This window comes from Pseudomonas sp. CAN1, assembly GCF_030462585.1.
Taxonomy (GTDB): Bacteria; Pseudomonadota; Gammaproteobacteria; order Pseudomonadales; family Pseudomonadaceae; genus Pseudomonas.
Genome location: NZ_JASMRU010000005.1, coordinates 142,626 through 163,902 on the forward strand (window position 1 = coordinate 142,626; position 21,277 = coordinate 163,902).

Sequence of the window (21,277 nt, forward strand, 5' to 3'; positions counted from 1 at the left end):
CCTACGCAGCCATTCGGGGATTACAGGGCGAACTGCTCGGCCGACAGGCGCATCAGCACCTCGGAACCGGCTTCCGCCGCTGCAACGTGTGCCTGGGCGCGCGGCAGCAGGCGGCTGAAGTAGAACTCGGCAGTGGCCAGCTTGGTCTGGTAGTAGGCCGCCTCGCCGGCGCCCTCCTCCAGCTTCTGTCCGGCGACCAGTGCCATGCGCAGCCAGAAGTAGCCGAGGGTGACGTAGCCGGAGAACATCAGGTAGTCGACCGAGGCGGCGCCGACTTCGTCCGGGTTCTTCATGGCGGCCATGCCGACCTTCTGGGTCAGCTCGCCCCACTGCTTGTTCAGCGTCGCCAGCTGGGCGACCTGCGCTTTCAGCTGCGGGTGCTCGGCGTGCTGCTGGCAGAGCTGGTGCACCAGCCTGGTGAAGCCCATCAGCAGCTTGCCCTGGCTGCCGAGGACCTTGCGGCCCAGCAGGTCCAGCGCCTGGATGCCGTTGGTGCCCTCGTAGATCGGCGCGATGCGGCAGTCACGCACCAGTTGCTCCATGCCCCACTCGCGAATGAAACCGTGGCCGCCGAACACCTGCATGCCGATGTTGGTGACTTCCAGGCCGGTCTCGGTCATGAAGGCCTTGCAGATCGGGGTGAGGAAGGCCAGCAGGTTGCCTGCGCGCTCGCGCTCCTCGGCGTCCTGGGAGAGGTGCTCGATGTCCAGCAGTTGCGCGGTGAAGTAGGCCAGCGCGCGGTTGCCTTCGTTGAACGCCTTCATGGTCAGCAGCATGCGGCGCACGTCCGGGTGGACGATGATCGGGTCGGCGGGCTTCTCCGGCGCCTTCGGGCCGGTCAGCGAACGCATCTGCAGGCGGTCCTGGGCGTAGCGCACGGCGCCCTGGTAGCTGGTCTCACCGAGGCAGAGACCCTGCATGCCGGTGCCCAGGCGCGCGTGGTTCATCATGGTGAACATGCAGGCCAGGCCCTTGTTGGCTTCGCCGATGAGGAAGCCGCGGGCGCCGTCGAAGTTCATCACGCAGGTGGCGGAAGCCTTGATGCCCATCTTGTGTTCGATGGAGCCGCAGGCGACGGCGTTTCGCTCGCCGGCCTCGCCGTTCGCGTCGAGATTGAACTTCGGCACGATGAACAGCGAGATGCCCTTGGTGCCGGCCGGCGCGTCGGGCAGCTTGGCCAGGACCAGGTGGATGATGTTCTCGGAGAGGTCGTGCTCACCGGCGGAGATGAAGATCTTGGTGCCGGTGATCGCGTAGCTGCCGTCCGCGTTGGGCACGGCGCGGGTCTTGATGATGCCCAGGTCGGTGCCGCAGTGCGGCTCGGTGAGGCACATGGTGCCGGTCCACACCGCGCTGGTCATGCGCGGCAGGTAGGTGTCCTTCTGCTCCTGCGTGCCGTGGGCGTGGATGGCAGCCATGGCGCCCTTGGTCAGGCCGGGGTACATGCCCCAGGAACAGTTGGATGCGCCGATCATCTCGCTGACCAGCAGGCCGAGGGATGGCGGCAGACCCTGGCCACCGAATTCCGGGTCGCTGGAAACGCCGTTCCAGCCGGCCTCGACGTACTGCGCGAAGGCTTCCTTGAAGCCCTTGGGCGTGGTCACCACGCCGTTGTCGAAGTGGCAGCCTTCCTCGTCGCCGGAGCGGTTCAGCGGGGCGATGACCTGCTCGCAGAACTTGGCGCCCTCTTCGAGGATGGCGGCGAACATGTCCGGGGTGGCGTCGGTGGCGCCGAGAGCTTCGTAGCGGCCGGTGAAGTCGAAGACTTCGTCGGTGAGGAAGCGCACGTCGCGCAGGGGGGCCTTGTACTCGGGCATCGCGAATCTCCGTTCGGTTCGGGGCGCCAGCGTGGCGCGGAAACCTCGAACCTAACGGCGCACGACGGCGCGGACAATCACGCTGCACGCGCTGAATGCGCGGTCATAACCGGTTGCGCTTCAGGCGGTACGTACGGCGCCCCGGCGCGTCTGGCCGTGCACGGCAACGCGGTTGCGTCCGCCGCTCTTGGCCGAGTACAGCGCCTGGTCGGCACCTTTGATCACCTGCCGCGATCGCGCAGGTGCATCGCATAGCCCTCGATGGCCTGGCGCACGCCATCCAGATGCGGCAGGCACTGCTCCACCGTCTTGCCGGCGAAGACCACGGTGAACTCCTCGCCGCCATAGCGATACGCCTTGCCGCCGCCACCGGTGCGGCGCAGCTGGCTGGCGACCATGCGCAGCACCTGGTCGCCGACGTCGTGGCCGTGGCTGTCGTTGAATTTCTTGAAGTGGTCCACGTCGATCATCGCCAACACGTACTGCTGGCCCAGGCGCTGGAAGCGCTCGTTCAGCGCGCGGCGTCCGGGCAGGCCGGTGAGCTCGTCGCGGAAGGCCATCTGGTACGCCTCGTGGGCGACGGCGCCGGCCAGGGTGAGCATCACCAGGCTGGTCATCACGGTCAGCGCATGGGGCAGGATGAACACCTTGGGCAGCATCCACAGCAGCCCGAGCAGCCCCATCAACTGAGCTGCGTGCAGCGGCCGCGGCTGGCGCACGTAGGCGGCGATCAGGGCGATGAAGGCCAGCAGGAAGCCGAAATAGGACAGCTGCGCGAGGTTCATCCACTGGCCGTGCAGGGCCGGCCAGTAGGTGTCGCTGAGCAATTCCGCCAGCCCCTGGGGGAAGCGCCTGGCCAGTGCTGTAGCCACGCCTGCGACGGCGATGAGCGCGGCGCTGCGCGCCAGCAGGTCCTGCAGCACGTGCATGCGCTCCTGCCAGATGCCGTACATCCCGTAGAGCAGCGGCAGCAGCACGCAGCACAGGTGGAACACCAGCGCCGCATCCGGCATCACCACGCGTTTGGCCTGGAAGTAGTCGACCTGGGTATCGAGCAGGAAGTAGGCGATGTACACCGCCGCCAGCATGAACAGCTGGCGCTGGCGTCCGTAGACCATGCACAGGGCGCCGCCGAGCAGCAGCAACAGGGTCGGCAGGACGTTGAACAGGGAGATGAAGAAGTCCGACAGTTGGCCCAGGGAGCCGACGGCGATGCCGGCCGGGATCAGCAGCAATGGCGCAATGAAATGGCTGAGCCGGTAAGGGGCCGTGGGTCGCACAAAGGGTTCCGCAGAGTGGGTGCCGGGCTCGCCGTCAGTCGATCGGCAAGTGGCGTAATGATGGCATTTTCTGCGGCTATTTGTACGGATCGCGATACGAAAAAGCCCGCCTGGCGGCGGGCTTTCTACTGGTCAGCGGACGGGCGGCATGCCGCCCTGCCGTGATCAGTAACCGAGGGCGAAATCTTCCTCGGCCAGGTCCATCAGGTTGTTGGCACCGGACAGCATGGAGCCGACGTGCGCGCGGGTGCGCGGCAGGATGCGCTGGAAGTAGAAGCGCGCGGTCTTCAGCTTGGCCTGGTAGAAGGCCTCTTCGCTGGTACCGGCAGCCAGCTTCTCGGCAGCCAGGCGAGCCATGTCGGCCCAGAAGTAGGCCAGGCAGGCGTAGCCGGAGAACATCAGGTAGTCGACCGATGCGGCGCCGACTTCCTCGCGGTCCTTCATGGCAGCCATGCCGACCTTCATGGTCAGGTCGCCCCACTCCTTGTTCAGCGCAGCCAGCGGTGCAACGAACTCCTTCACGGCTTCGTTGGCTTCGTTGGCCTGGCAGAACTTGTGCACGATCTTGGTGAAGCCCTTGAGCGCTTCGCCCTGGGTCATGAGGATCTTGCGGCCCAGCAGGTCCAGCGCCTGAACGCCGGTGGTGCCTTCGTACAGCATGGAGATGCGGCTGTCGCGGACGTTCTGTTCCATGCCGTGCTCGGCGATGAAGCCGTGGCCGCCATAGATCTGCACGCCGTGGTTGGCGGCTTCGAAGCCCACTTCGGTCATGAACGCCTTGGCGATCGGGGTGAGGAAGGCCAGCATCGCGTCAGCGGCTTTCTTCTCTTCTTCGTCCTGGCTGCGCTGGACAATGTCGACCTGCTTGGCAGCGAAGTACAGCATGGCGCGGTTGCCTTCGGCGAAAGCCTTGGCGGTCAGCAGCATGCGGCGTACGTCCGGGTGCACGATGATCGGGTCAGCGGCTTTTTCCGGAGCTTTCGGGCCGGTCAGCGAACGCATCTGCAGACGCTCGCGAGCGTAGGCGATGCCACCCTGGAAACCGATTTCGGCGTGGGCCAGGCCTTGCAGCGCGGTACCCAGGCGAGCGGTGTTCATGAAGGTGAACATGCAGTTCAGGCCCTTGTTCGGCGGGCCGATCAGGAAGCCGGTGGCGGCGTCGAAGTTCATCACGCAGGTGGCGTTGCCGTGGATGCCCATCTTGTGTTCGATGGAGCCACAGGAAACGGCGTTGCGCTCGCCCACGTTGCCTTCGGCGTTGGGCAGGAACTTCGGCACGATGAACAGCGAGATGCCCTTGGTGCCCTGCGGGGCGTCGGGCAGGCGGGCCAGCACGATGTGGACGATGTTGTCGGCCATGTCGTGTTCGCCAGCGGAGATGAAGATCTTGGTGCCGGTGATCTTGTAGGTGCCGTCAGCCTGCGGCTCGGCCTTGGTGCGCAGCATGCCCAGGTCGGTGCCGCAATGCGGCTCGGTCAGGCACATGGTGCCGGTCCACTCGCCGGAAACCAGCTTGGTCAGGTAGGCGTGCTGCTGCTCCGGGGTACCGTGGGCGTGCAGGGTGTTCATGGCGCCGTGGGACAGGCCCGGGTACATGCCCCAGGACCAGTTGGCCTGACCGACCATTTCGCTGATGGCCAGACCCAGGGATTCGGGCAGACCCTGACCGCCGTGCTCGACGTCATGGGCCAGGCTCGGCCAGCCGCCTTCGACGAACTGCTGGTAGGCCTCTTTGAAGCCGGTCGGAGTCTTGACGCCTTCCGGGCTCCATTTGCAGCCTTCCAGGTCGCCAGTGCGGTTCAGCGGAGCGATTACCTGTTCGCAGAACTTCGCACCCTCTTCGAGGATGGCATTGACCATGTCCGGGGTGGCGTCTTCGGCGCCCGGCAGGTTCTGGTAGTGCGCTTCGTAGCCCAGCAGCTCGTCGCGAACGAAACGGATATCACGCAAGGGGGCCTTGTAATCAGGCATAGCGGTAAACCTCTACGAAGGGTTCTGGTTAATGGGCGACCGATAGCTGCGGTCGCAGTGCGGGAGCATTCCCGGCCGCCCAGTCGGTGCGCGCACGCATCCGGACAGTCAAACAGGCGTTTGAAACATACGTTTACGCCATACCCTTGTCAAGCGCGCAAACCGACCGTGCGGTCACGCTTGCCGGGGTGTCTGCGGGGTGCCTTCACGCAGCGCCCATGAGGCTAATTAAAGCCCATGGCAGAGCGGCCGGCGTGTCTCAAGGACAGCCGGCCGCTCGGAAAGATTCAGGGATGGGAAACGGTCGCCGTCAGGCGCGGATATCGATGAGGGTGCCGAGCGTTTCGTCGGCTGCCTGGATGACCTTGGCGTTGGCCTTCACCTCGTGCTCGCCGCGGCGCAGGTCGACCAGGCGGTCGTTGAGCACTTCGCTGGGCGCGGTGCCGGCGGTGGCGATGTCGGTGCTGGCGCGGTCGACGCGGCGCTGGCCGTTCTGCACGCCGTAAAGGCCCGCAGAGAAAGCATTACCGGAGATTTCCATCGACACGCCTCCAGAGCAAAAAGCAGCAAGTGGCCATTATTCAAGCAGACCCCGCCCGGCAGGCCAAGGGTCGGTTACAAATCCAGGATGCCCAGGTCCACGTGCGCCGCCACCGCCGCCGGAGTCGCGCGGGCCAGGCGTGGCACGCGTCCGACGCAGGGCGCGGACAGGCGTTCGGCGAGGGTCGCGAGGTTTTCTTCCAGACGGGAGGTCGTCGGGTCGACGATATTCGCCACCCAGCCGGCCAGCTGCAGGCCGTCGCGCTGGATCGCCTCGGCGCTGAGCACCGCATGGTTGATGCAGCCCAGGCGCACGCCGACGACGAGGATAACCGGCAGCTCCAGGGCGATGGCCAGGTCGGAGAGGTTCTCCTCCCCTGCCAGCGGCACGCGCCAGCCGCCGGCGCCTTCCACCAGGGTGAAGTCGGCGCCCAGTTCCAGGATCGACCGCACCGGGCCTTTCAGCGCTTCCACCGTCAGCTTGACGCCCTGTTCGCGGGCGGCCAGGTGCGGGGCAATGGCCGGCTCGAAGGCGAAGGGATTCACCTGTTCATAGGCCAGCGGCACGCTGCACTCGCCCAGCAGCGCCAGCGCGTCGGAATTGCGCAGGCCCTCGGAGCTGCGCTCGCAGCCGGACGCCACCGGCTTGGCGGCTGCCGTTGATAGGCCAGTCAACCGTGCTGCGTGCAGCAGGCCGGCGGCGATGGTGGTCTTGCCGATCTCGGTGTCGGTGCCGGTGACGAAGTAGGCGTGGGACATGGCTTTCCTCTGGCGTCTTTCGTAGGAGCGGACTCCGTCCGCGATAGGTCCGCATCGCGCCGGAAATCATCGCGGACGGAGTCCGCTCCTACGGGAATTCAGGTTTGCGCAGGACGGCGTATACCACCCGATAGGTCGCCGGCAGCCCCTCGGACTGGCGGAAGCGCTCGTAAGCAGCGATCAGCGCACGCACTCGCTCGCGCCCGGTGAGGCCGTCGGGCCGCCCCGGATTGAGGTTGTGCGCGCCGAGCGCCTTGAGTTCGTGGGTCAGGCTGCGCAGGTCGGGGAAGTGCAGGACGCGGTCTTCGGTACGCAACTCCAGCACTTCCAGGCCGCTGCCGGCGCAGTGCTGCTGGTACTGCTCGAAGGCGCGGAAGCGGTTCACGTGGACGAAGCCGTCCACCGCTTCCCAGCTCTGCCGCAGCTCACCCAGGGTGCCGATGCACAGGCTGCTGAAGGCCGCGACGCCGCCGGGGCGCAGCACGCGGCGCGCCTCGCCCAGCACTGCCGGCAGGTCCGCGCACCACTGGATCGCCAGGCTGGAAAACAGCAGGTCGCTGGCGCCATCGCGCAGGGGCAGGCGCTCGGCGTCGCCGCCGATGAAGTGCTGCGCACCGCCCTGCTCGCGGGCGTGCCGCAGCATGCCCTCGGCGATATCGACGGACAGGCCCTGCGCCTGTGGATAACGCGCCGCCAGGGCGCGGGTGAAATAGCCAGTGCCGCTGCCCAGGTCGATCCAGCGCTGCAGCGCGGCCTGCGCCGGCAGCAGCTCCAGCAGGCGGTTGCCAACGGCGCGCTGCAGTTCGGCCACCGCGTCGTAGGTCGACGCGGCGCGGGAGAAGGAGGCGGCTACCTGGCGTTTGTCGGGCAGCGCGCTGGTACTGCAATCAGGCATCGTCGCCCTCGTGGATGAACTTCAGGATGGCGCCGGCCACTTCGTCCGGCTGCTCCAGCGGCAGGCCATGGCTGGCGCCGGGCAGCAGGCTGACTTCAACGTCCGGCAGCCATTCCAGCAGCGCGTCGGCGGCACTTGCCGGGACCAGCGCATCGTTGGCGGCGAACAGGTGCAACTGCGGGCCGGGATAGCGACCGAGGGCGGCGCGGGCATCGAGCTGGCCGAGCAGTTGCAGGCCGGCGGTCAGGCCTTCGACATTCAGTTGCGGCAGCGCCACCTGCAGCTGGCGTGCAAGGGTGCGCGGGTCGCGGGCGCCCTGGCTGACCAGCATCGTGAAGCGCTTGCGCACCAGGTGTGGCTCCAGCAGGAAGGCTTCGAAGAAGTCCTCAAAGACGTCATTGGCCATGGCGTCCGGCCAGTCCTCGCGGCGGCGGAAGCAGACGTTGCTCGCCACCGTGACCAGCCCGCGGCAGGACTCGCCACGCCGCGCCGCCAGCTCCGCGCCCAACATGCCGCCCAGCGACCAGCCGGCGATCCAGGCGTCGTGAGCGACGTTGTCGTCCAGCTCATCAAGCCAGGCGTTTGGGTCGGCGTCCGCCGGCAACGGCTCAATCTGCACATTCAAATGCGGTGCCTGCTCCAGCAGCGCGTCGCGCAGCGGTTCCAGCGGCGCACTGCCCAGGCCCCAGCCCGGCAGCAGGATCAGTTGGTCACGCATCATCGCCCTCCTCGGCATCGATCTCTGCCAGAAGGCTAGACGACACACGCTGCCAGCTTTCGGCGAGCGCCAGCAGCAGGCGGTCGACCTGCGCCTCGGTGTGCGAGGCGGAAAGGGTCACGCGCAGGCGCGCGGTGCCGGCCGGCACGGTGGGCGGGCGGATCGCGCCGACCAGAATACCGCGCTGGCGCAGCTCGGCGGACAGCGCCATGGCTTGCGCACTGCCGCCGATGAGGATCGGCTGGATCGGCGTCGGGCTGTCCATCAGGCTCAGGCCGATAGCCTCGGCGCCAGCACGGAAGCGCGCGATCAGCGCATTCAGGTGATCACGGCGCCAGCTCTCGGCGCGCAGCAGTTCCAGGCTCTTCAGCGTGGCGCAGGCCACGGCGGGCGGCTGGCTGGTGGTGTAGATGTAGGGGCGGGCGAACTGGATCAGCGTCTCGATCAGCTCCTCGCTGCCGGCGACGAAGGCGCCAGCGGTGCCGAAGGCCTTGCCGAGGGTGCCGACCAGCACGGGCACATCATCCATCCCCAGACCGAAGTGTTCGACGATGCCGCCGCCGGTTGCGCCCAGCGGGCCGAAACCATGGGCGTCGTCGACCATCACCCAGGCGCCCTTTTCCCTGGCCTTGGCGCAGAGTGCGGGCAGGTCGGCCAGGTCGCCGTCCATGCTGAACACGCCATCGGTGACCACCAGCGTGTTGCCTTCGGCTTTCTCCAGGCGGGAAGCGAGGCTGGCAGCATCGTTGTGCAGGTAGCGCGAGAAGCGCGCACCGGAGAGCAGGCCGGCGTCCAGCAGCGAGGCGTGGTTGAGGCGGTCCTCCAGCACGCTGTCGCCTTTGCCGACGAGGGCGGTGACGGTGCCGAGGTTGGCCATGTAGCCGGTGGAGAACAGCAGCGCGCGCGGGCGGCCGGTGAACTCGGCAAGCGCCAGCTCCAGCTCGTGGTGCGGGCCGCAGTGGCCGTTGACCAGGTGCGAGGCGCCACCGCCGACGCCCCAGCGCTCGGCGCCGGCACGCATGGCGGCAATCACCTCGGGGTGATTGGCCAGGCCCAGGTAATCATTGGAACAGAAGGCCAGCATCGGCTGGCCGTCGATGACCACTTCCGGCCCCTGCGGCGATTGCAGCAGCGGACGGCGGCGGTAGAGGTCGTCCGCCTGGCGCTGGGCCAGGCGGGCGGAGAGATCGAAGGGCATGAAGCAGGCTCCAGGCGGCAGGCTATAGGCAGCAGGCTGAGCCACAGCAGGCTGCGACGCTCCCGCCTGCGGCCTACCGCCTGTAGCCTGCAGCGGCTTTAAACAGCCGCGTTATAGAACAGCTGGGAGTCGCGTTGTTCCACCAGTGCCTGCTCGATGGCGGCCTGGTGCACCTCGTCGGCGTGCTCCTCGCGCTCCTCGGGCTTGATGCCCAGACGCGCGAACAGCTGCATGTCCTTCTCGGCCTGCGGGTTGGTGGTGGTCAGCAGCTTCTCGCCGTAGAAGATCGAGTTGGCGCCAGCCATGAAGGCCAGGGCCTGCATCTGCTCGTTCATCTGCTCGCGGCCGGCGGACAGGCGCACGTGGGACTTCGGCATCATGAGGCGGGCGACCGCCAGGGTGCGGATGAAGTCGAACGGATCGACGTCCTTCTCCTCGGCCAGCGGGGTGCCCTTCACTTTCACCAGCATGTTGATCGGCACCGACTCCGGGTGCTCGGGCAGGTTGGCCAGCTGGATCAGCAGGCCGGCGCGATCGTCCACCGACTCGCCCATGCCGAGAATGCCGCCGGAGCAGATCTTCATCCCCGCCTCACGCACGTACGCCAGGGTCTGCAAGCGCTCGCTGTAGGTGCGGGTGGTGATGATGTTGCCGTAGAACTCCGGCGAGGTATCGAGGTTGTGGTTGTAGTAGTCCAGGCCCGCCTCGGCCAGCGACTGGGTCTGCTCCTGGGTCAGCTTGCCCAGGGTCATGCAGGTTTCCAGGCCGAGCTTCTTCACGCCCTTCACCATTTCCAGCACGTAGGGCATGTCCTTGGCCGAAGGATGTTTCCAGGCGGCGCCCATGCAGAAGCGCGTCGAGCCGATGGCCTTGGCTTCAGCCGCGGCCTGCAGCACCTTCTGCACCTCCATCAGCTTTTCCTTGTCCAGGCCGGTGTTGTAGTGGCCGGACTGCGGGCAATATTTGCAGTCTTCCGGGCAGGCGCCGGTCTTGATCGACAGCAGGGTGGAAACCTGCACGCGGTTCGGGTCGAAATGCGCGCGATGCATGCTCTGCGCCTGGAACAGCAGGTCGTTGAAGGGCTGTTCGAACAGGGCGCGGACTTCGGCAAGGGTCCAGTCGTGGCGGGTTACTTGGGCTGCGGTGGCACTCATCGGCAAAGTCCTTCGACGCTTGGGGGCGCCTCTTGTCTAAGGTGCCCCGGCGGCGCGCCACCGGGGAAATCAGGCTCAAGGCATCATATGTGGAGCTGTGACGCTGTCAACCACTCTCGCGACACAGGTCGACAAGTGACCATTTATTGATCAACTACAGCGGTGCCGTTGCGCTTGCGGCTGAACCGATCCGCCCAATCGCCGCTCCAATCAGGCAGAACATTCAGGAGTCATACCCCAGATGGGAACAGAAGGATTCTTCGACGGCCTCGGCCAGATGGTCGGCAAGGCCATCCGCTTCATCGTCGATCTGCTGTCGGGCGTGCTCGGCGGCCTGTGGCGCGCCATGGACGAGTTCTTCCACGGCCTGGCACGGGCTGTGGGAATCGACGTCTCGATCTTCAGCTTCGTCCTGCTCTTCATCGGCCTGCTGCTGCTCTACAGTGGCATCCGCGCCTTCCTGCGGCGCTCGATCCTTGGCGGTCTGATCTGGACGGTGCTGGGCCTGGTGGTGCTGAGCTGGCTGATTCACTGAGCCGCCTCAGCCGCACAGCCCCGACCATGGAGGGGCTGAATGCGTTGGCTTCAATGGCGTCCCGTCTGGTGGCGCCCTCGCGTGCAATGCCTGCTGTGTGGCGCTGCGGCCGAGCAGACCGGCCTGCCGCTCTGCGCCGGCTGTGACGACGACCTGCCCTGGCTCGGCGGGCACTGCTCGGTATGCGCCCTCCCCCTCCCCGCTTGCGGACTGACCTGCGGGCAATGCCTGCGCCGCGCGCCGGCTTTTTATCGAGTCGAGACACCGCTGCGCTATGGCTTCCCCGTCGACGCGCTGGTCACTCGCTTCAAGCACCAGGCCAATGCGCCGCTCGGGCGGCTGCTCGGCCAGTTGCTCGAACGCCATCTGCTGCATGCCTATGAAGAAGGACTGCCGCGCCCGGACCGGCTGGTCCCGGTGCCGCTGTCACGCCGGCGCGAGCGGCAACGCGGCTTCAACCAGGCACAGTTGCTGGCGAGCTGGCTGGCCGCGCCGCTGGGGTTGCCTGTGGATAACCGACTGGTCCTGCGCACGCAGGACACCCCCGCCCAGCAGGGCCTGGACGCCGCCACCCGCAAGAAGAACCTGCGCAATGCCTTCACCCTGGCCGCCGGCGCGAGCGTCGAGGGCCTGCACCTGGCGCTGGTGGACGACGTGCTGACCACCGGCGCCACCGCCGAGCGCATCGCCCGCCTGCTGCGCCGCGCGGGTGCGCGGCGGGTCGACGTCTACTGCCTGGCGCGCACGCCAGCCCCGGAATAGACGACCGTTCGGCCACATTACTGACATCTGCCCCTTGCGTTTTGCCCGCCAGCAAAGGAGCCTCGCTGCATACCAACAAGCACCTGCGAACCCATGACCACCCTCAGCCTGTTGACCCAACACGTTACCCGCCGCCCGCAGCGCATCGCCCTGCTGGCGCAGATCGCCCAGCTCGGCTCGATCACCCACGCCGCCAAGGCCGCCGGGATGAGCTACAAGACCGCCTGGGACGCCATCGATGAACTGAACAACCTGTCCGACCGCCCGCTGGTGGAACGCAGCGTCGGCGGCAAGGGCGGCGGTGGCGCGCGCCTGACCACCGAGGGCGAGCGCCTGCTGGCGCTGTACCAGCGCCTGGAAACCCTGCGCGAACACATAGTCGAGCACGTCGAGCACCAGGCCGACCTGGAGCTGATCGGCCGCCTGATGATGCGCACCAGCGCGCGCAATCAGCTGCACGGACGCGTCTGCGCGGTGGAGCCGTCCGGGCTCAACGACATGATCACCCTCGAACTGCCCGGCGGCTCGCGCATCCAGGCGCGGGTCACCCGCGAAAGTACCGAGAAGCTGGAGCTGGCGGACGGCGTGCCGGTGGTGGCGCTGATGAAGGCCGGCTGGCTGTATGTCGATCTGCCGCATATCCCCTGCCCGGACGGGCTGAACACGCTGGAAGGGCATATCGACGACATCCGCGAAGCCGACGACGGCCCCAGCGAGGTGCGCATCCAGCTGCCCAGCGGGCAGATGCTCTGCGCGCTGATCGACCCCGAGCGCATCGAGATCCTGCGTCTCAAGCCGGGCACCCAGGTGCGCGCGCAGTTCTCCCCGGCCCAGGTGATCCTCGGCACGCCACTCTGATTTCCCTGCCTCATATCAAGCCCGGCGACGCTGCGCCGCGCTCCAATGGTGATCGCAATTCCGTCCGGCTCGGGCGGAACCTCGATCATCCGGAGCTCCCACCATGCGCCGCCCACTGCTGCTGCTCGCTCTGCTCTTCCTGCCCTTCGCCAGCCAGGCCGGCCCCGACGTGCTGCGGGTCGGCGCCAGCGACGAGCTGATGTCGATTCTCGAACCGGTGGTCGACCAGTACCAGCTCGACACCCACAACAAGGTCCTGCTGATCGGCGGCGAGGAAGCCGATCTCGCCGAACAGGTTCGCCAGGGCACGCCCTATGACCTGCTGCTGACGCCATTGCACAGTGCGGACAAACAGGCTCAGCCGCTGAAGTGCAAGGTCCGCACGATGCAGAAACTGACCCTGGTGAAGGGCGAGCGGCGGGCGTTGGCCACGGACTTCGTCGCGTACCTGAGAAAACACTGCGCCGACCGCTGAGGCGGCAGCCCACCCAAAGGGGGCGGACTGGGTAAACTAGGCAGCTTTACCATTGCCGGAACGTCGCCATGTCCCATCCCTTCTCCGACCTCACCCCCGACCTGGTGCTGGATGCGGTGGAAAGCATCGGTTTCCTCAGCGACGCCCGCGTACTCGCGCTCAACAGCTACGAGAACCGCGTCTACCAGGTCGGCATCGAGGACGGCGAACCACTGATCGCCAAGTTCTACCGCCCCGGCCGCTGGACCAACGAGGCGATCCTCGAAGAACACGCCTTCTCCGCCGAACTCGCCGAATGCGAAGTCCCCTTGGTGGCGCCGCTGGTACACGAAGGCGAAACCCTCTTCGAACATGCCGGCTTCCGCTTCACCCTGTTCCCGCGCCGCGGCGGCCGGGCGCCGGAGCCGGGCAACCTCGATCAACTGTATCGCCTCGGCCAACTGCTCGGCCGCCTGCATGCAGTCGGCGCCAACCGCCCGTTCGAGCACCGCGAGGCGCTGACGCCGCAGAACTTCGGCCACCAGTCCCTGGCCACCCTGCTGGAAGGCAACTTCATCCCGAAAAGCCTGTTGCCGGCCTACGAGTCGGTCGCCCGTGACCTGCTGAAGAAGATCGACGACCTCTACGCCCGGGTGAAATACACGTCCATCCGCATGCACGGCGACTGCCACCCCGGCAACCTGCTGTGCCGCGACGAGACCTTCCACGTCGTCGACCTCGACGACTGCCGCATGGGCCCGGCCGTGCAGGACCTGTGGATGATGCTCGCCGGCGACCGCCAGGAGCGCCTCGGGCAGCTCTCCGAACTGGTCGACGGCTACCAGGAATTCCACGATTTCGATCCCCGCGAACTGCCGCTGATCGAAGGCCTGCGCGCCCTGCGCCTGATGCACTACAGCGCCTGGCTGGCACGCCGCTGGGACGACCCGGCATTCCCGCCGAGCTTCCCCTGGTTCGGCACCGAGCGTTACTGGGGCGAACAGGTGCTGGTGCTGCGCGAGCAAATGGCGGCGCTGGATGAGGAGCCGTTGCGGTTGTTCTGATCACCCTGCCAGGGGAACGCCTCATGGCTTTTTGTAGGAGCGAGCTTGCTCGCGAACGGATTCACTCGCAGCAACGCGGCTGGGCGGGTTCGCGAGCAAGCTCGCTCCTACAACAGCTGGCATCGCCGTAACGCCATCGTTACGCACAACCGCCCGCACCACCGGGACATCCAGCGAAGCGGCACAGACAAGCCAGCGCGAGCGCCCTAGAATTGTGCAGCCACTCATTAGCTGCCTAACCAAGGATGTTCCATGGCCACCGCCAATCCCCGCCGGGGCTACGCCCTGGGCTTGACTGCCTATGTCATCTGGGGACTCTTCCCGATCTACTTCAAGCTGCTCGAAAGCATTCCCGCCCTGGAAATCATCACCCACCGGGCCATCTGGTCGGCGGTGTTCGGCGCCCTGCTGCTACTGGTGTGGAAGCACCCCGGCTGGTGGCGCGAGCTGCGCGAGAACCCCAAGCGCATCGCCGTGCTCACCGCCAGCGGCCTGCTGATCGCCAGCAACTGGCTGGTCTACGTCTGGGCGGTGAACAACGGCCACATGATCGAGGCCAGCCTGGGCTACTACATCAACCCGCTGATCAACGTTCTGCTCGGCCTGGTGATCCTGCGCGAACGCCTGCGCCCGCTGCAGTGGGTCGCGGTCGGCCTGGCCGCGCTGGGCGTGGCGCAGCAGCTGTGGCAACTGGGCAGCCTGCCCTGGGTATCGTTGACGCTGGCGCTGACCTTCGGCTTCTACGGGCTGATCCGCAAGCAGGCGCCAGTCGCCGCGCTGCCCGGCCTGGTGGTGGAAACCTGGATCCTGCTGCCACTGGCCATCGGCTACCTGGTGCTGTTCGCCGACGGCCCGAGCGTGCACGCGGACTTCTGGACCACCAAGGACGCCATCTGGCTCGCCGCCGCCGGCCCGATCACCCTGGTACCGCTGGTGTGCTTCAACGCCGCAGCGCGCCACCTGCCCTATGCCACCCTCGGCTTCCTGCAGTACCTGGCGCCAACGCTGGTGCTGCTGCAGGCGATCCTGCTGTTCGGCGAGCACCTGGACAGCACCCGCCTGATCTCCCTCTGCTGCATCTGGGCGGGACTGGTCGTCTACAGCGTGGACATCTGGTACCGCCTGTCCCGCGGCGACTGATCATTAATTGATCCACTGCCTGCAAGCCACAATTGGCGTGGCTTGCAGGCAGTCACCCGCAGATTGTCCACAGCTCTATCCCGCGATTGCGGGGATAAGGGCAAAATTCTCCACAAGCCATTCCCAGTTCTTCCCTCGCCCTCCTGCTTCCACACGACCCGATCAATTATTGATCGATTCCATACAAGCCCCGCCTCTCTTGGCCTTCAGCATTCTTCCCCCGGCTTTTCCACAGGCTGATCCCCGTTTCGTGTGGATGGGCCGGAGCTACCCGATCAGAAAGTGGACAAGCTCCTGTAACTCAATACCGACGGGGGCTGTAGCGATCCATGAACGGCTTCTCCACAGACTCTTCCAATGCATTTGTGCACAGCAGTAGGGTCAGGCGCAGCACTCATGGGATGAGCTGGAACCTGTACAAAAAGCACTCAAATCCTTGTGGCGCCCGGAAACAGAAGGCTGTGGCTAGTTATCAACAGTTTGCCCACGGCGCGATCCCCGCAATCTGTGCACAGCCGCGCAGCAGGACGTGGATAAATTAAGCAGCCAGGAGCCCATATGAAATGGGCTCTCTGTCAATCCATCAACAGAGAGCCCACAGGTTTTTCCACAGGCCTTGCGCCAAAGGCGCTGTGATTACTCGCCGCTGTGGAAATTCAGCTCGACCATCAGGTCGTCCGCCAACTCTTCCAGCTTCTCCTGCAGGGTATCCAGCGGCAGGGTCAGCGGTACGGCCAGCAGCGCTTCGGCGTGGAACAGCGGTTCGCTGCTCATCGGCGCCGGCAGTACCTCGGTGGTCAGGCGCTCCAGGTTCACGCCGTTTTCGGCGAGCAGCCGGGTGATATCACGGACGATGCCGGGACGGTCATTGCCCACCAGGTCGAGGTGGATCGGCTTCCAGTTGCAGGCCGGCTCGATGCCGCTCTCGGCCACCAGCACGCGGATGCCGTGTTCGCTCAGCCCCTGCAGGCCTTCCACCAGCTCGTCATAACCTTCGGCAGGCACCGCCACCCGGAGAATTCCGGCGAACTGTCCGGCCATGCGCGACATGCGGCTTTCCAGCCAGTTGCCGCCGTGGGCGGCGATGCATTTGGCCACGCGCTCCACCAGGCCGGGCTGGTCCTGGGCGATGACGGTCAGTACGAGGTGGTCCATGGGCAGTCTCCGCGAAGGGCTAGGCCGTGAGGTCCAGCCAATAGGTATAGAACTTGTCGTCCCGCTTGTAGCCCAGCCGCTCGTAGAGGGCCTGGCCGGCGTGGTTGATCTTCGCCGTTTCCAGCATCAGGCCGCAGGCACCGTTGGCCTCGCCGTGGGCGCGGGCAGCGTTCATCAGCGCTTCACCATAACCGTCGCGGCGCGCGGCGGGTAGCACGTAGAGATCGCTGACCAGCCACGACGCCTGCAGCGCCAGCGAGGCGAATAGCGGATAAAGCTGCACGAAGCCCAGCGCCAGCCCGTCGATGCTGCGGGCGATGAACACCGTGGACTGCCCGCTGCCGATGCGCGCGGCGAGGAACTCGCGAATCTTCGCGTGGGGTGCCGGTACCTCGTAGAAATCCAGGTAGCCGGAGAACAGCGGGACCAGGTCGTCCAGATCGGTGGGGGTGGCAAGCGTCACGGACATGCGGGATTCTCCGACAGGGAAAAGGCAGTATAGGCACGGCGAGACTAGCGGACTGCGACGGGCTGCCACAGGTACCCGTTCGGGTAATTCGTGTACAGTTTTAAGATTTATCTGGAACAATCCAGATGATATTTGCGAACATAAGACCTGCTACGTGACTGATATGCGTACTTTGGTCTAACCGCGACGCTAGCCCACTGATTTTTCCCACGGCATCATGTAGTATTCCGCGGCTCGGACTACAAGGCGTTTTGCCTGTGTCCAGAGCTGGTCCTGAGCAGAGTGAGGCAAGCAATGACTGAACGCGTTCAAGTCGGTGGCCTGCAGGTCGCCAAAGTCCTTTTCGACTTCGTGAACAACGAAGCCATTCCCGGCACCGGCATCGCAGCCGACAAGTTCTGGGCGGGCGTAGAAACCGTAATCAACGACCTGGCCCCCAAGAACAAGGCCCTGCTCGCCAAGCGCGACGAGATCCAGGCCAAGGTCGATGGCTGGCACCAGGCTCGCGCCGGCAAGCCCCATGACGCCGCTGCCTACAAGGCCTTCCTCCAGGAAATCGGCTACCTGCTGCCCGAGCCGGCCGACTTCCAGGCCAGCACCCAGAACGTCGACGAAGAAATCGCCCGCATGGCCGGCCCGCAGCTGGTCGTGCCGGTGATGAACGCGCGCTTCGCCCTGAACGCCGCCAACGCCCGCTGGGGCTCGCTGTACGACGCACTGTACGGCACCGACGCGATCAGCGAAGAGAACGGCGCCGAGAAGGGCAAGGGCTACAACAAGGTCCGCGGTGACAAGGTGATCGCCTTCGCCCGCGCCTTCCTCGACGAAGCCGCCGCGCTGGAATCTGGCTCCCACGTCGATGCCACCGCCTACGCGGTGAAGAACGGCGCACTGGCCGTGACCCTGAAGAATGGCAGCGAGACCGGCCTGAAGAACGCCGCTCAGTTCCTCGCCTTCCAGGGCGACGCCGCCAAGCCGCAAGCCGTGCTGCTCAAGCACAACGGCCTGCACTTCGAAATCCAGATCGACCCGACCAGCCCGATCGGCCAGACCGACGCCGCTGGCGTGAAAGACGTCCTGATGGAGTCCGCGCTGACCACCATCATGGACTGCGAAGACTCCGTGGCCGCCGTCGATGCCGACGACAAGGTCGTGGTCTACCGCAACTGGCTGGGCCTGATGAAAGGCGACCTCGCCGAGCAGGTTTCCAAGGGCGGCAGCACCTTCACCCGCACCATGAACCCGGACCGCGTCTACACCAAGGCCGATGGTTCCGAGCTGAGCCTGCACGGCCGCTCCCTGCTGTTCATCCGCAACGTTGGCCACCTGATGACCAACCCGGCGATCCTCGACGCCGAGGGCAACGAAGTCCCCGAGGGCATCCAGGACGGCGTGTTCACCAGCCTGATCGCCATTCACAACCTGAACGGCAGCGCCACTCGCAAGAACAGCCGCACCGGCAGCGTGTACATCGTCAAGCCGAAGATGCACGGCCCGGAAGAAGTCGCCTTCGCCGCCGAAATCTTCAGCCGCGTCGAGGACCTGCTGGGCCTGCCGCGCAACACGCTGAAAGTCGGCATCATGGACGAAGAGCGCCGCACCACCGTCAACCTGAAGGCCTGCATCCAGGCTGCCGCCGAGCGCGTGGTGTTCATCAACACCGGCTTCCTCGACCGCACCGGTGACGAGATCCACACCTCCATGGAAGCCGGCGCCATGGTGCGCAAGGGCGCCATGAAGACCGAGAAGTGGATCGGTTCCTACGAGAACAACAACGTCGACGTCGGCCTGGCTACCGGCCTGCAGGGCAAGGCCCAGATCGGCAAAGGCATGTGGGCCATGCCCGACCTGATGGCCGCCATGCTCGAGCAGAAGATCGCTCACCCGCTGGCCGGCGCCAACACCGCCTGGGTTCCGTCGCCGACCGCCGCCACCCTGCACGCGCTGCACTACCACAAGGTCGACGTGTTCGCCCGTCAGGCCGAACTGGCCAAGCGTGCACCGGCTTCGGTGGACGACATCCTGACCATTCCGCTCGCCCCGAACACCAACTGGAGCGCGGAAGAGATCAAGAACGAGCTGGACAACAACGCCCAGGGCATCCTCGGCTACGTGGTTCGCTGGATCGACCAGGGCGTCGGCTGCTCCAAGGTGCCGGACATCAACGACGTCGGCCTGATGGAAGACCGCGCCACCCTGCGTATCTCCAGCCAACTGCTGGCCAACTGGCTGCGCCACGGCGTGGTCACCCAGGAGCAGGTGCTGGAAAGCCTCAAGCGCATGGCTTCGGTGGTGGATCGCCAGAACGCCGGTGACGCGCAGTACCGTGCGATGGCGCCGAACTTCGACGACAACGTGGCCTTCCAGGCTGCGCTGGAACTGGTCCTCGAAGGCACCAAACAGCCCAACGGCTACACCGAGCCGGTCCTGCACCGCCGTCGTCGCGAGTTCAAGGCCAAGAACGGCCTGTAAGCACTTCGCGCCGCGTTGAAGAAACCGCCCTCCGGGGCGGTTTTTTTATGGCCGCAGATCAAGGAATCGGTGCAATGCCCAGCCTATCGCGGACGGAGTCCGCTCCTACGCCAGCGGGTAGACCCTGCGTAGGAGCGGACTTCGTCCGCGATTGCTTACCGGTCACTCCGAACGGGAGGCGTAACGCATGTGCACAATTATTGTGTACAAAATCCACAGCCCACCCACCCAGGGATCTTTATCAACCTGACTATCAAGTCAATGATTGCTATGGAAAAATAATTTCCTGTCGATTAGGACAGCCATCCAGCCCGCACCAATCAAGGGCGCGGGGGAATTCGCAGTCGACTTCGGAGAGAGCGGAAAGGCAGTGTGCTGATGCACTGGCATGCTTCTGGCTTTGCACACAAACCACAAAAAGCCGTGCATACAAAAGCCGAGTAGCCCATGAACTCCAGCCCTACCCACCTGTCTGGCGTTGCCCCTGCCCAACCTGCCGCTGGCGCGGCGTCCGCGAAGACCGCCGCGCCAACCCTGAGCCCGCGCCTGTACAGCGCCGACCTGGCGCCGACCCGAGCGGCCGGGCGCAACTGGGGGCGCTACAGCCTATTCGCGCTGTGGACCAACGATGTACACAACATCGCCAACTACTCCTTCGCCATCGGCCTCTTCGCCCTCGGCATGAGCGGCGCGCAGATCCTCGCCGCCTTCGCCCTCGGTGCGCTGGTGATCTACGGCCTGATGAACTTGTCCGGCTACATGGGCCAGAAGACCGGCCTGCCCTACCCGGTGATGTGCCGCATCAGCTTCGGCATCCACGGTGCCCAGGTGCCGGCGCTGATCCGCGCGGTAATCGCCATCGCCTGGTTCGGCATCCAGACCTACCTCGCCTCGGTGGTCCTGCGCGTCCTGCTCAGCGCCATCGCGCCAAGCCTGGCGGCCTACGACCACGACTCGATCCTCGGCCTGTCGACCCTCGGCTGGATCACCTTCCTCGGTATCTGGTGCGTGCAGCTGGTGATCTTCGCCTACGGCATGGAGATGGTGCGCCGCTACGAATCCTTCGCCGGGCCGATCATCCTGGTGGCCTTCGCCAGCCTCGCCGGCTGGATGTACTGGCGCGCCGGCCTGTCGATCTCCTGGTCCAGCGGCAACGCGCCGACCGGCTCGACCATGTGGCTGAAGGTGTTTGGCGCCGCCGCGCTGTGGGTGTCGCTGTACGGCACCATGATCCTCAACTTCTGCGACTTCACCCGTAATTGCCCGGACCGCCGCACCATCAGCGTCGGCAACTTCTGGGGCCTGCCGGTGAACATGCTGGGCTTCGCGCTGATCGCCGTGGTGCTGGCCGGCGCGCAGTTCAGCATCGACGGCAAGCTGGTGCAGAACCCCACGGAAATCGTCGCCGCGATCCCCAACACCTTCGGCCTGGTGCTGGCCTGCCTGGCCTTCCTGATCGTCACCGTGGCGGTGAACATCATGGCCAACTTCGTCGCCCCGGCCTACGTGCTCACCAACCTGGCGCCGAACCTGCTGAACTTCCGCCGCGCCGGACTGCTCAGCGCTACCATCGCGGTGCTGATCCTGCCCTGGCACCTGTACAACAGCCCGGCGGTGATCGTGTACTTCCTCGGCGGCCTGGGCGCGCTGCTCGGCCCGCTGTACGGGATCATCGTCACCGACTACTACCTGGTGCGCCGCAGCCGGGTGAACCTGCCCGAGCTGTACAGCGAGAGCCGCGACGCCAGCTACCACTACAGCGGCGGCGTAAACCTGCGCGCGGTGGCAGCGTTCGTACCGGCAGCGCTGATCGCCATCGTGCTGGCACTGGCGCCGGCGTTCGATGCGCTGTCGCAGTTCTCCTGGTTCTTCGGCGCTGGCCTCGGCGCGCTGATCCACTACACCCTGGCCGACCGCAAGCGCAGCTACGCCGACGTCTCCGGCGAGCCCATCGCGGTGGATGCCGCGCACCATTGATCTTGCCGGTGGATAAACAAGAAAGGCCGCCCTCAGGCGGCCTTTTTTTGCTCAGCGCC

18 protein-coding genes and 1 pseudogene are annotated in these 21,277 nt (G+C 65.9%); 8 read left to right on the forward strand and 11 right to left on the reverse strand.

Translation table 11 applies throughout. The annotated features are described in order from the left end of the window. Window positions 1–20: 20 nt before the first annotated feature. The 9 genes and pseudogenes from QO207_RS09505 to bioB form a co-directional block, all read right to left on the reverse strand. Window positions 21–1,817 (reverse strand): acyl-CoA dehydrogenase C-terminal domain-containing protein, encoded by a 1,797-nt coding sequence (locus tag QO207_RS09505; RefSeq protein ID WP_301532199.1) that lies wholly within the window; start codon window positions 1,815–1,817, stop codon window positions 21–23. Between the two features lie 120 nt (window positions 1,818–1,937). Next, window positions 1,938–3,097: pseudogene (locus tag QO207_RS09510) on the reverse strand (diguanylate cyclase). Window positions 3,098–3,262: 165 nt separating this feature from the next. Beyond that, complete coding sequence (locus tag QO207_RS09515) at window positions 3,263–5,068, reverse strand: phenylacyl-CoA dehydrogenase (protein WP_081519678.1); 1,806 nt, start codon at window positions 5,066–5,068, stop codon at window positions 3,263–3,265. A gap of 310 nt (window positions 5,069–5,378) precedes the next feature. Further along, the gene (locus QO207_RS09520; protein WP_037015742.1) at window positions 5,379–5,609 is read right to left on the reverse strand and encodes a hypothetical protein; all 231 of its coding nucleotides are present in this window, start codon (window positions 5,607–5,609) and stop codon (window positions 5,379–5,381) included. Between the two features lie 74 nt (window positions 5,610–5,683). Continuing rightward, window positions 5,684–6,367, reverse strand: coding sequence for a dethiobiotin synthase (gene bioD / locus QO207_RS09525; protein ID WP_301532200.1), 684 nt, complete (start codon window positions 6,365–6,367; stop codon window positions 5,684–5,686). Between the two features lie 88 nt (window positions 6,368–6,455). Next, window positions 6,456–7,262, reverse strand: a complete 807-nt coding sequence (gene bioC, locus QO207_RS09530; RefSeq protein WP_301532201.1) for a malonyl-ACP O-methyltransferase BioC — start codon at window positions 7,260–7,262, stop codon at window positions 6,456–6,458. Continuing rightward, window positions 7,255–7,980 (reverse strand): alpha/beta fold hydrolase, encoded by a 726-nt coding sequence (locus tag QO207_RS09535; RefSeq protein ID WP_301532202.1) that lies wholly within the window; start codon window positions 7,978–7,980, stop codon window positions 7,255–7,257. The genes bioC and QO207_RS09535 overlap by 8 nt, the downstream gene beginning before the upstream one ends. Then, entirely contained in the window at window positions 7,973–9,178 is a 1,206-nt protein-coding gene (gene bioF, locus QO207_RS09540; RefSeq protein WP_301532203.1) for an 8-amino-7-oxononanoate synthase, read from the reverse strand. The genes QO207_RS09535 and bioF overlap by 8 nt, the downstream gene beginning before the upstream one ends. Before the next feature lie 98 nt (window positions 9,179–9,276). Next, the gene (gene bioB / locus QO207_RS09545; protein ID WP_301532204.1) at window positions 9,277–10,332 is read right to left on the reverse strand and encodes a biotin synthase BioB; all 1,056 of its coding nucleotides are present in this window, start codon (window positions 10,330–10,332) and stop codon (window positions 9,277–9,279) included. Between the two features lie 241 nt (window positions 10,333–10,573). On the opposite strand from bioB, the gene QO207_RS09550 reads away from it, so the two are divergent. The 6 genes from QO207_RS09550 to rarD all read left to right on the forward strand — a co-directional run bounded on the left by QO207_RS09550 (window position 10,574) and on the right by rarD (window position 15,145). Continuing rightward, window positions 10,574–10,867, forward strand: coding sequence for a hypothetical protein (locus tag QO207_RS09550; RefSeq protein ID WP_301532205.1), 294 nt, complete (start codon window positions 10,574–10,576; stop codon window positions 10,865–10,867). 39 nt (window positions 10,868–10,906) lie between these two features. After that, window positions 10,907–11,629 (forward strand): ComF family protein, encoded by a 723-nt coding sequence (locus tag QO207_RS09555; protein WP_301532206.1) that lies wholly within the window; start codon window positions 10,907–10,909, stop codon window positions 11,627–11,629. A 93-nt stretch (window positions 11,630–11,722) separates the two neighbouring features. Next, window positions 11,723–12,487 (forward strand): TOBE domain-containing protein, encoded by a 765-nt coding sequence (locus tag QO207_RS09560; protein WP_301532207.1) that lies wholly within the window; start codon window positions 11,723–11,725, stop codon window positions 12,485–12,487. A gap of 103 nt (window positions 12,488–12,590) precedes the next feature. Further along, the gene (locus QO207_RS09565; RefSeq protein ID WP_301532208.1) at window positions 12,591–12,962 is read left to right on the forward strand and encodes a hypothetical protein; all 372 of its coding nucleotides are present in this window, start codon (window positions 12,591–12,593) and stop codon (window positions 12,960–12,962) included. A gap of 68 nt (window positions 12,963–13,030) precedes the next feature. Next, window positions 13,031–14,005 (forward strand): serine/threonine protein kinase, encoded by a 975-nt coding sequence (locus QO207_RS09570; protein ID WP_301532209.1) that lies wholly within the window; start codon window positions 13,031–13,033, stop codon window positions 14,003–14,005. Between the two features lie 252 nt (window positions 14,006–14,257). Further along, window positions 14,258–15,145, forward strand: coding sequence for an EamA family transporter RarD (rarD, locus tag QO207_RS09575; protein WP_301532210.1), 888 nt, complete (start codon window positions 14,258–14,260; stop codon window positions 15,143–15,145). Window positions 15,146–15,781: 636 nt separating this feature from the next. Here the strand turns inward: rarD and QO207_RS09580 are convergent. Both QO207_RS09580 and QO207_RS09585 read right to left on the reverse strand, forming a co-directional pair. Continuing rightward, window positions 15,782–16,300 (reverse strand): glycine cleavage system protein R, encoded by a 519-nt coding sequence (locus tag QO207_RS09580; RefSeq protein ID WP_301532211.1) that lies wholly within the window; start codon window positions 16,298–16,300, stop codon window positions 15,782–15,784. Between the two features lie 19 nt (window positions 16,301–16,319). Continuing rightward, a complete protein-coding gene (locus QO207_RS09585; protein WP_301532212.1) occupies window positions 16,320–16,769 on the reverse strand; it encodes a GNAT family N-acetyltransferase in 450 nt (149 codons plus the stop codon). A 294-nt stretch (window positions 16,770–17,063) separates the two neighbouring features. On the opposite strand from QO207_RS09585, the gene QO207_RS09590 reads away from it, so the two are divergent. Both QO207_RS09590 and QO207_RS09595 read left to right on the forward strand, forming a co-directional pair. Continuing rightward, entirely contained in the window at window positions 17,064–19,241 is a 2,178-nt protein-coding gene (locus QO207_RS09590; RefSeq protein ID WP_301532213.1) for a malate synthase G, read from the forward strand. Window positions 19,242–19,688: 447 nt separating this feature from the next. After that, window positions 19,689–21,218 (forward strand): NCS1 family nucleobase:cation symporter-1, encoded by a 1,530-nt coding sequence (locus QO207_RS09595; protein WP_301532214.1) that lies wholly within the window; start codon window positions 19,689–19,691, stop codon window positions 21,216–21,218. Window positions 21,219–21,277: the final 59 nt, after the last annotated feature.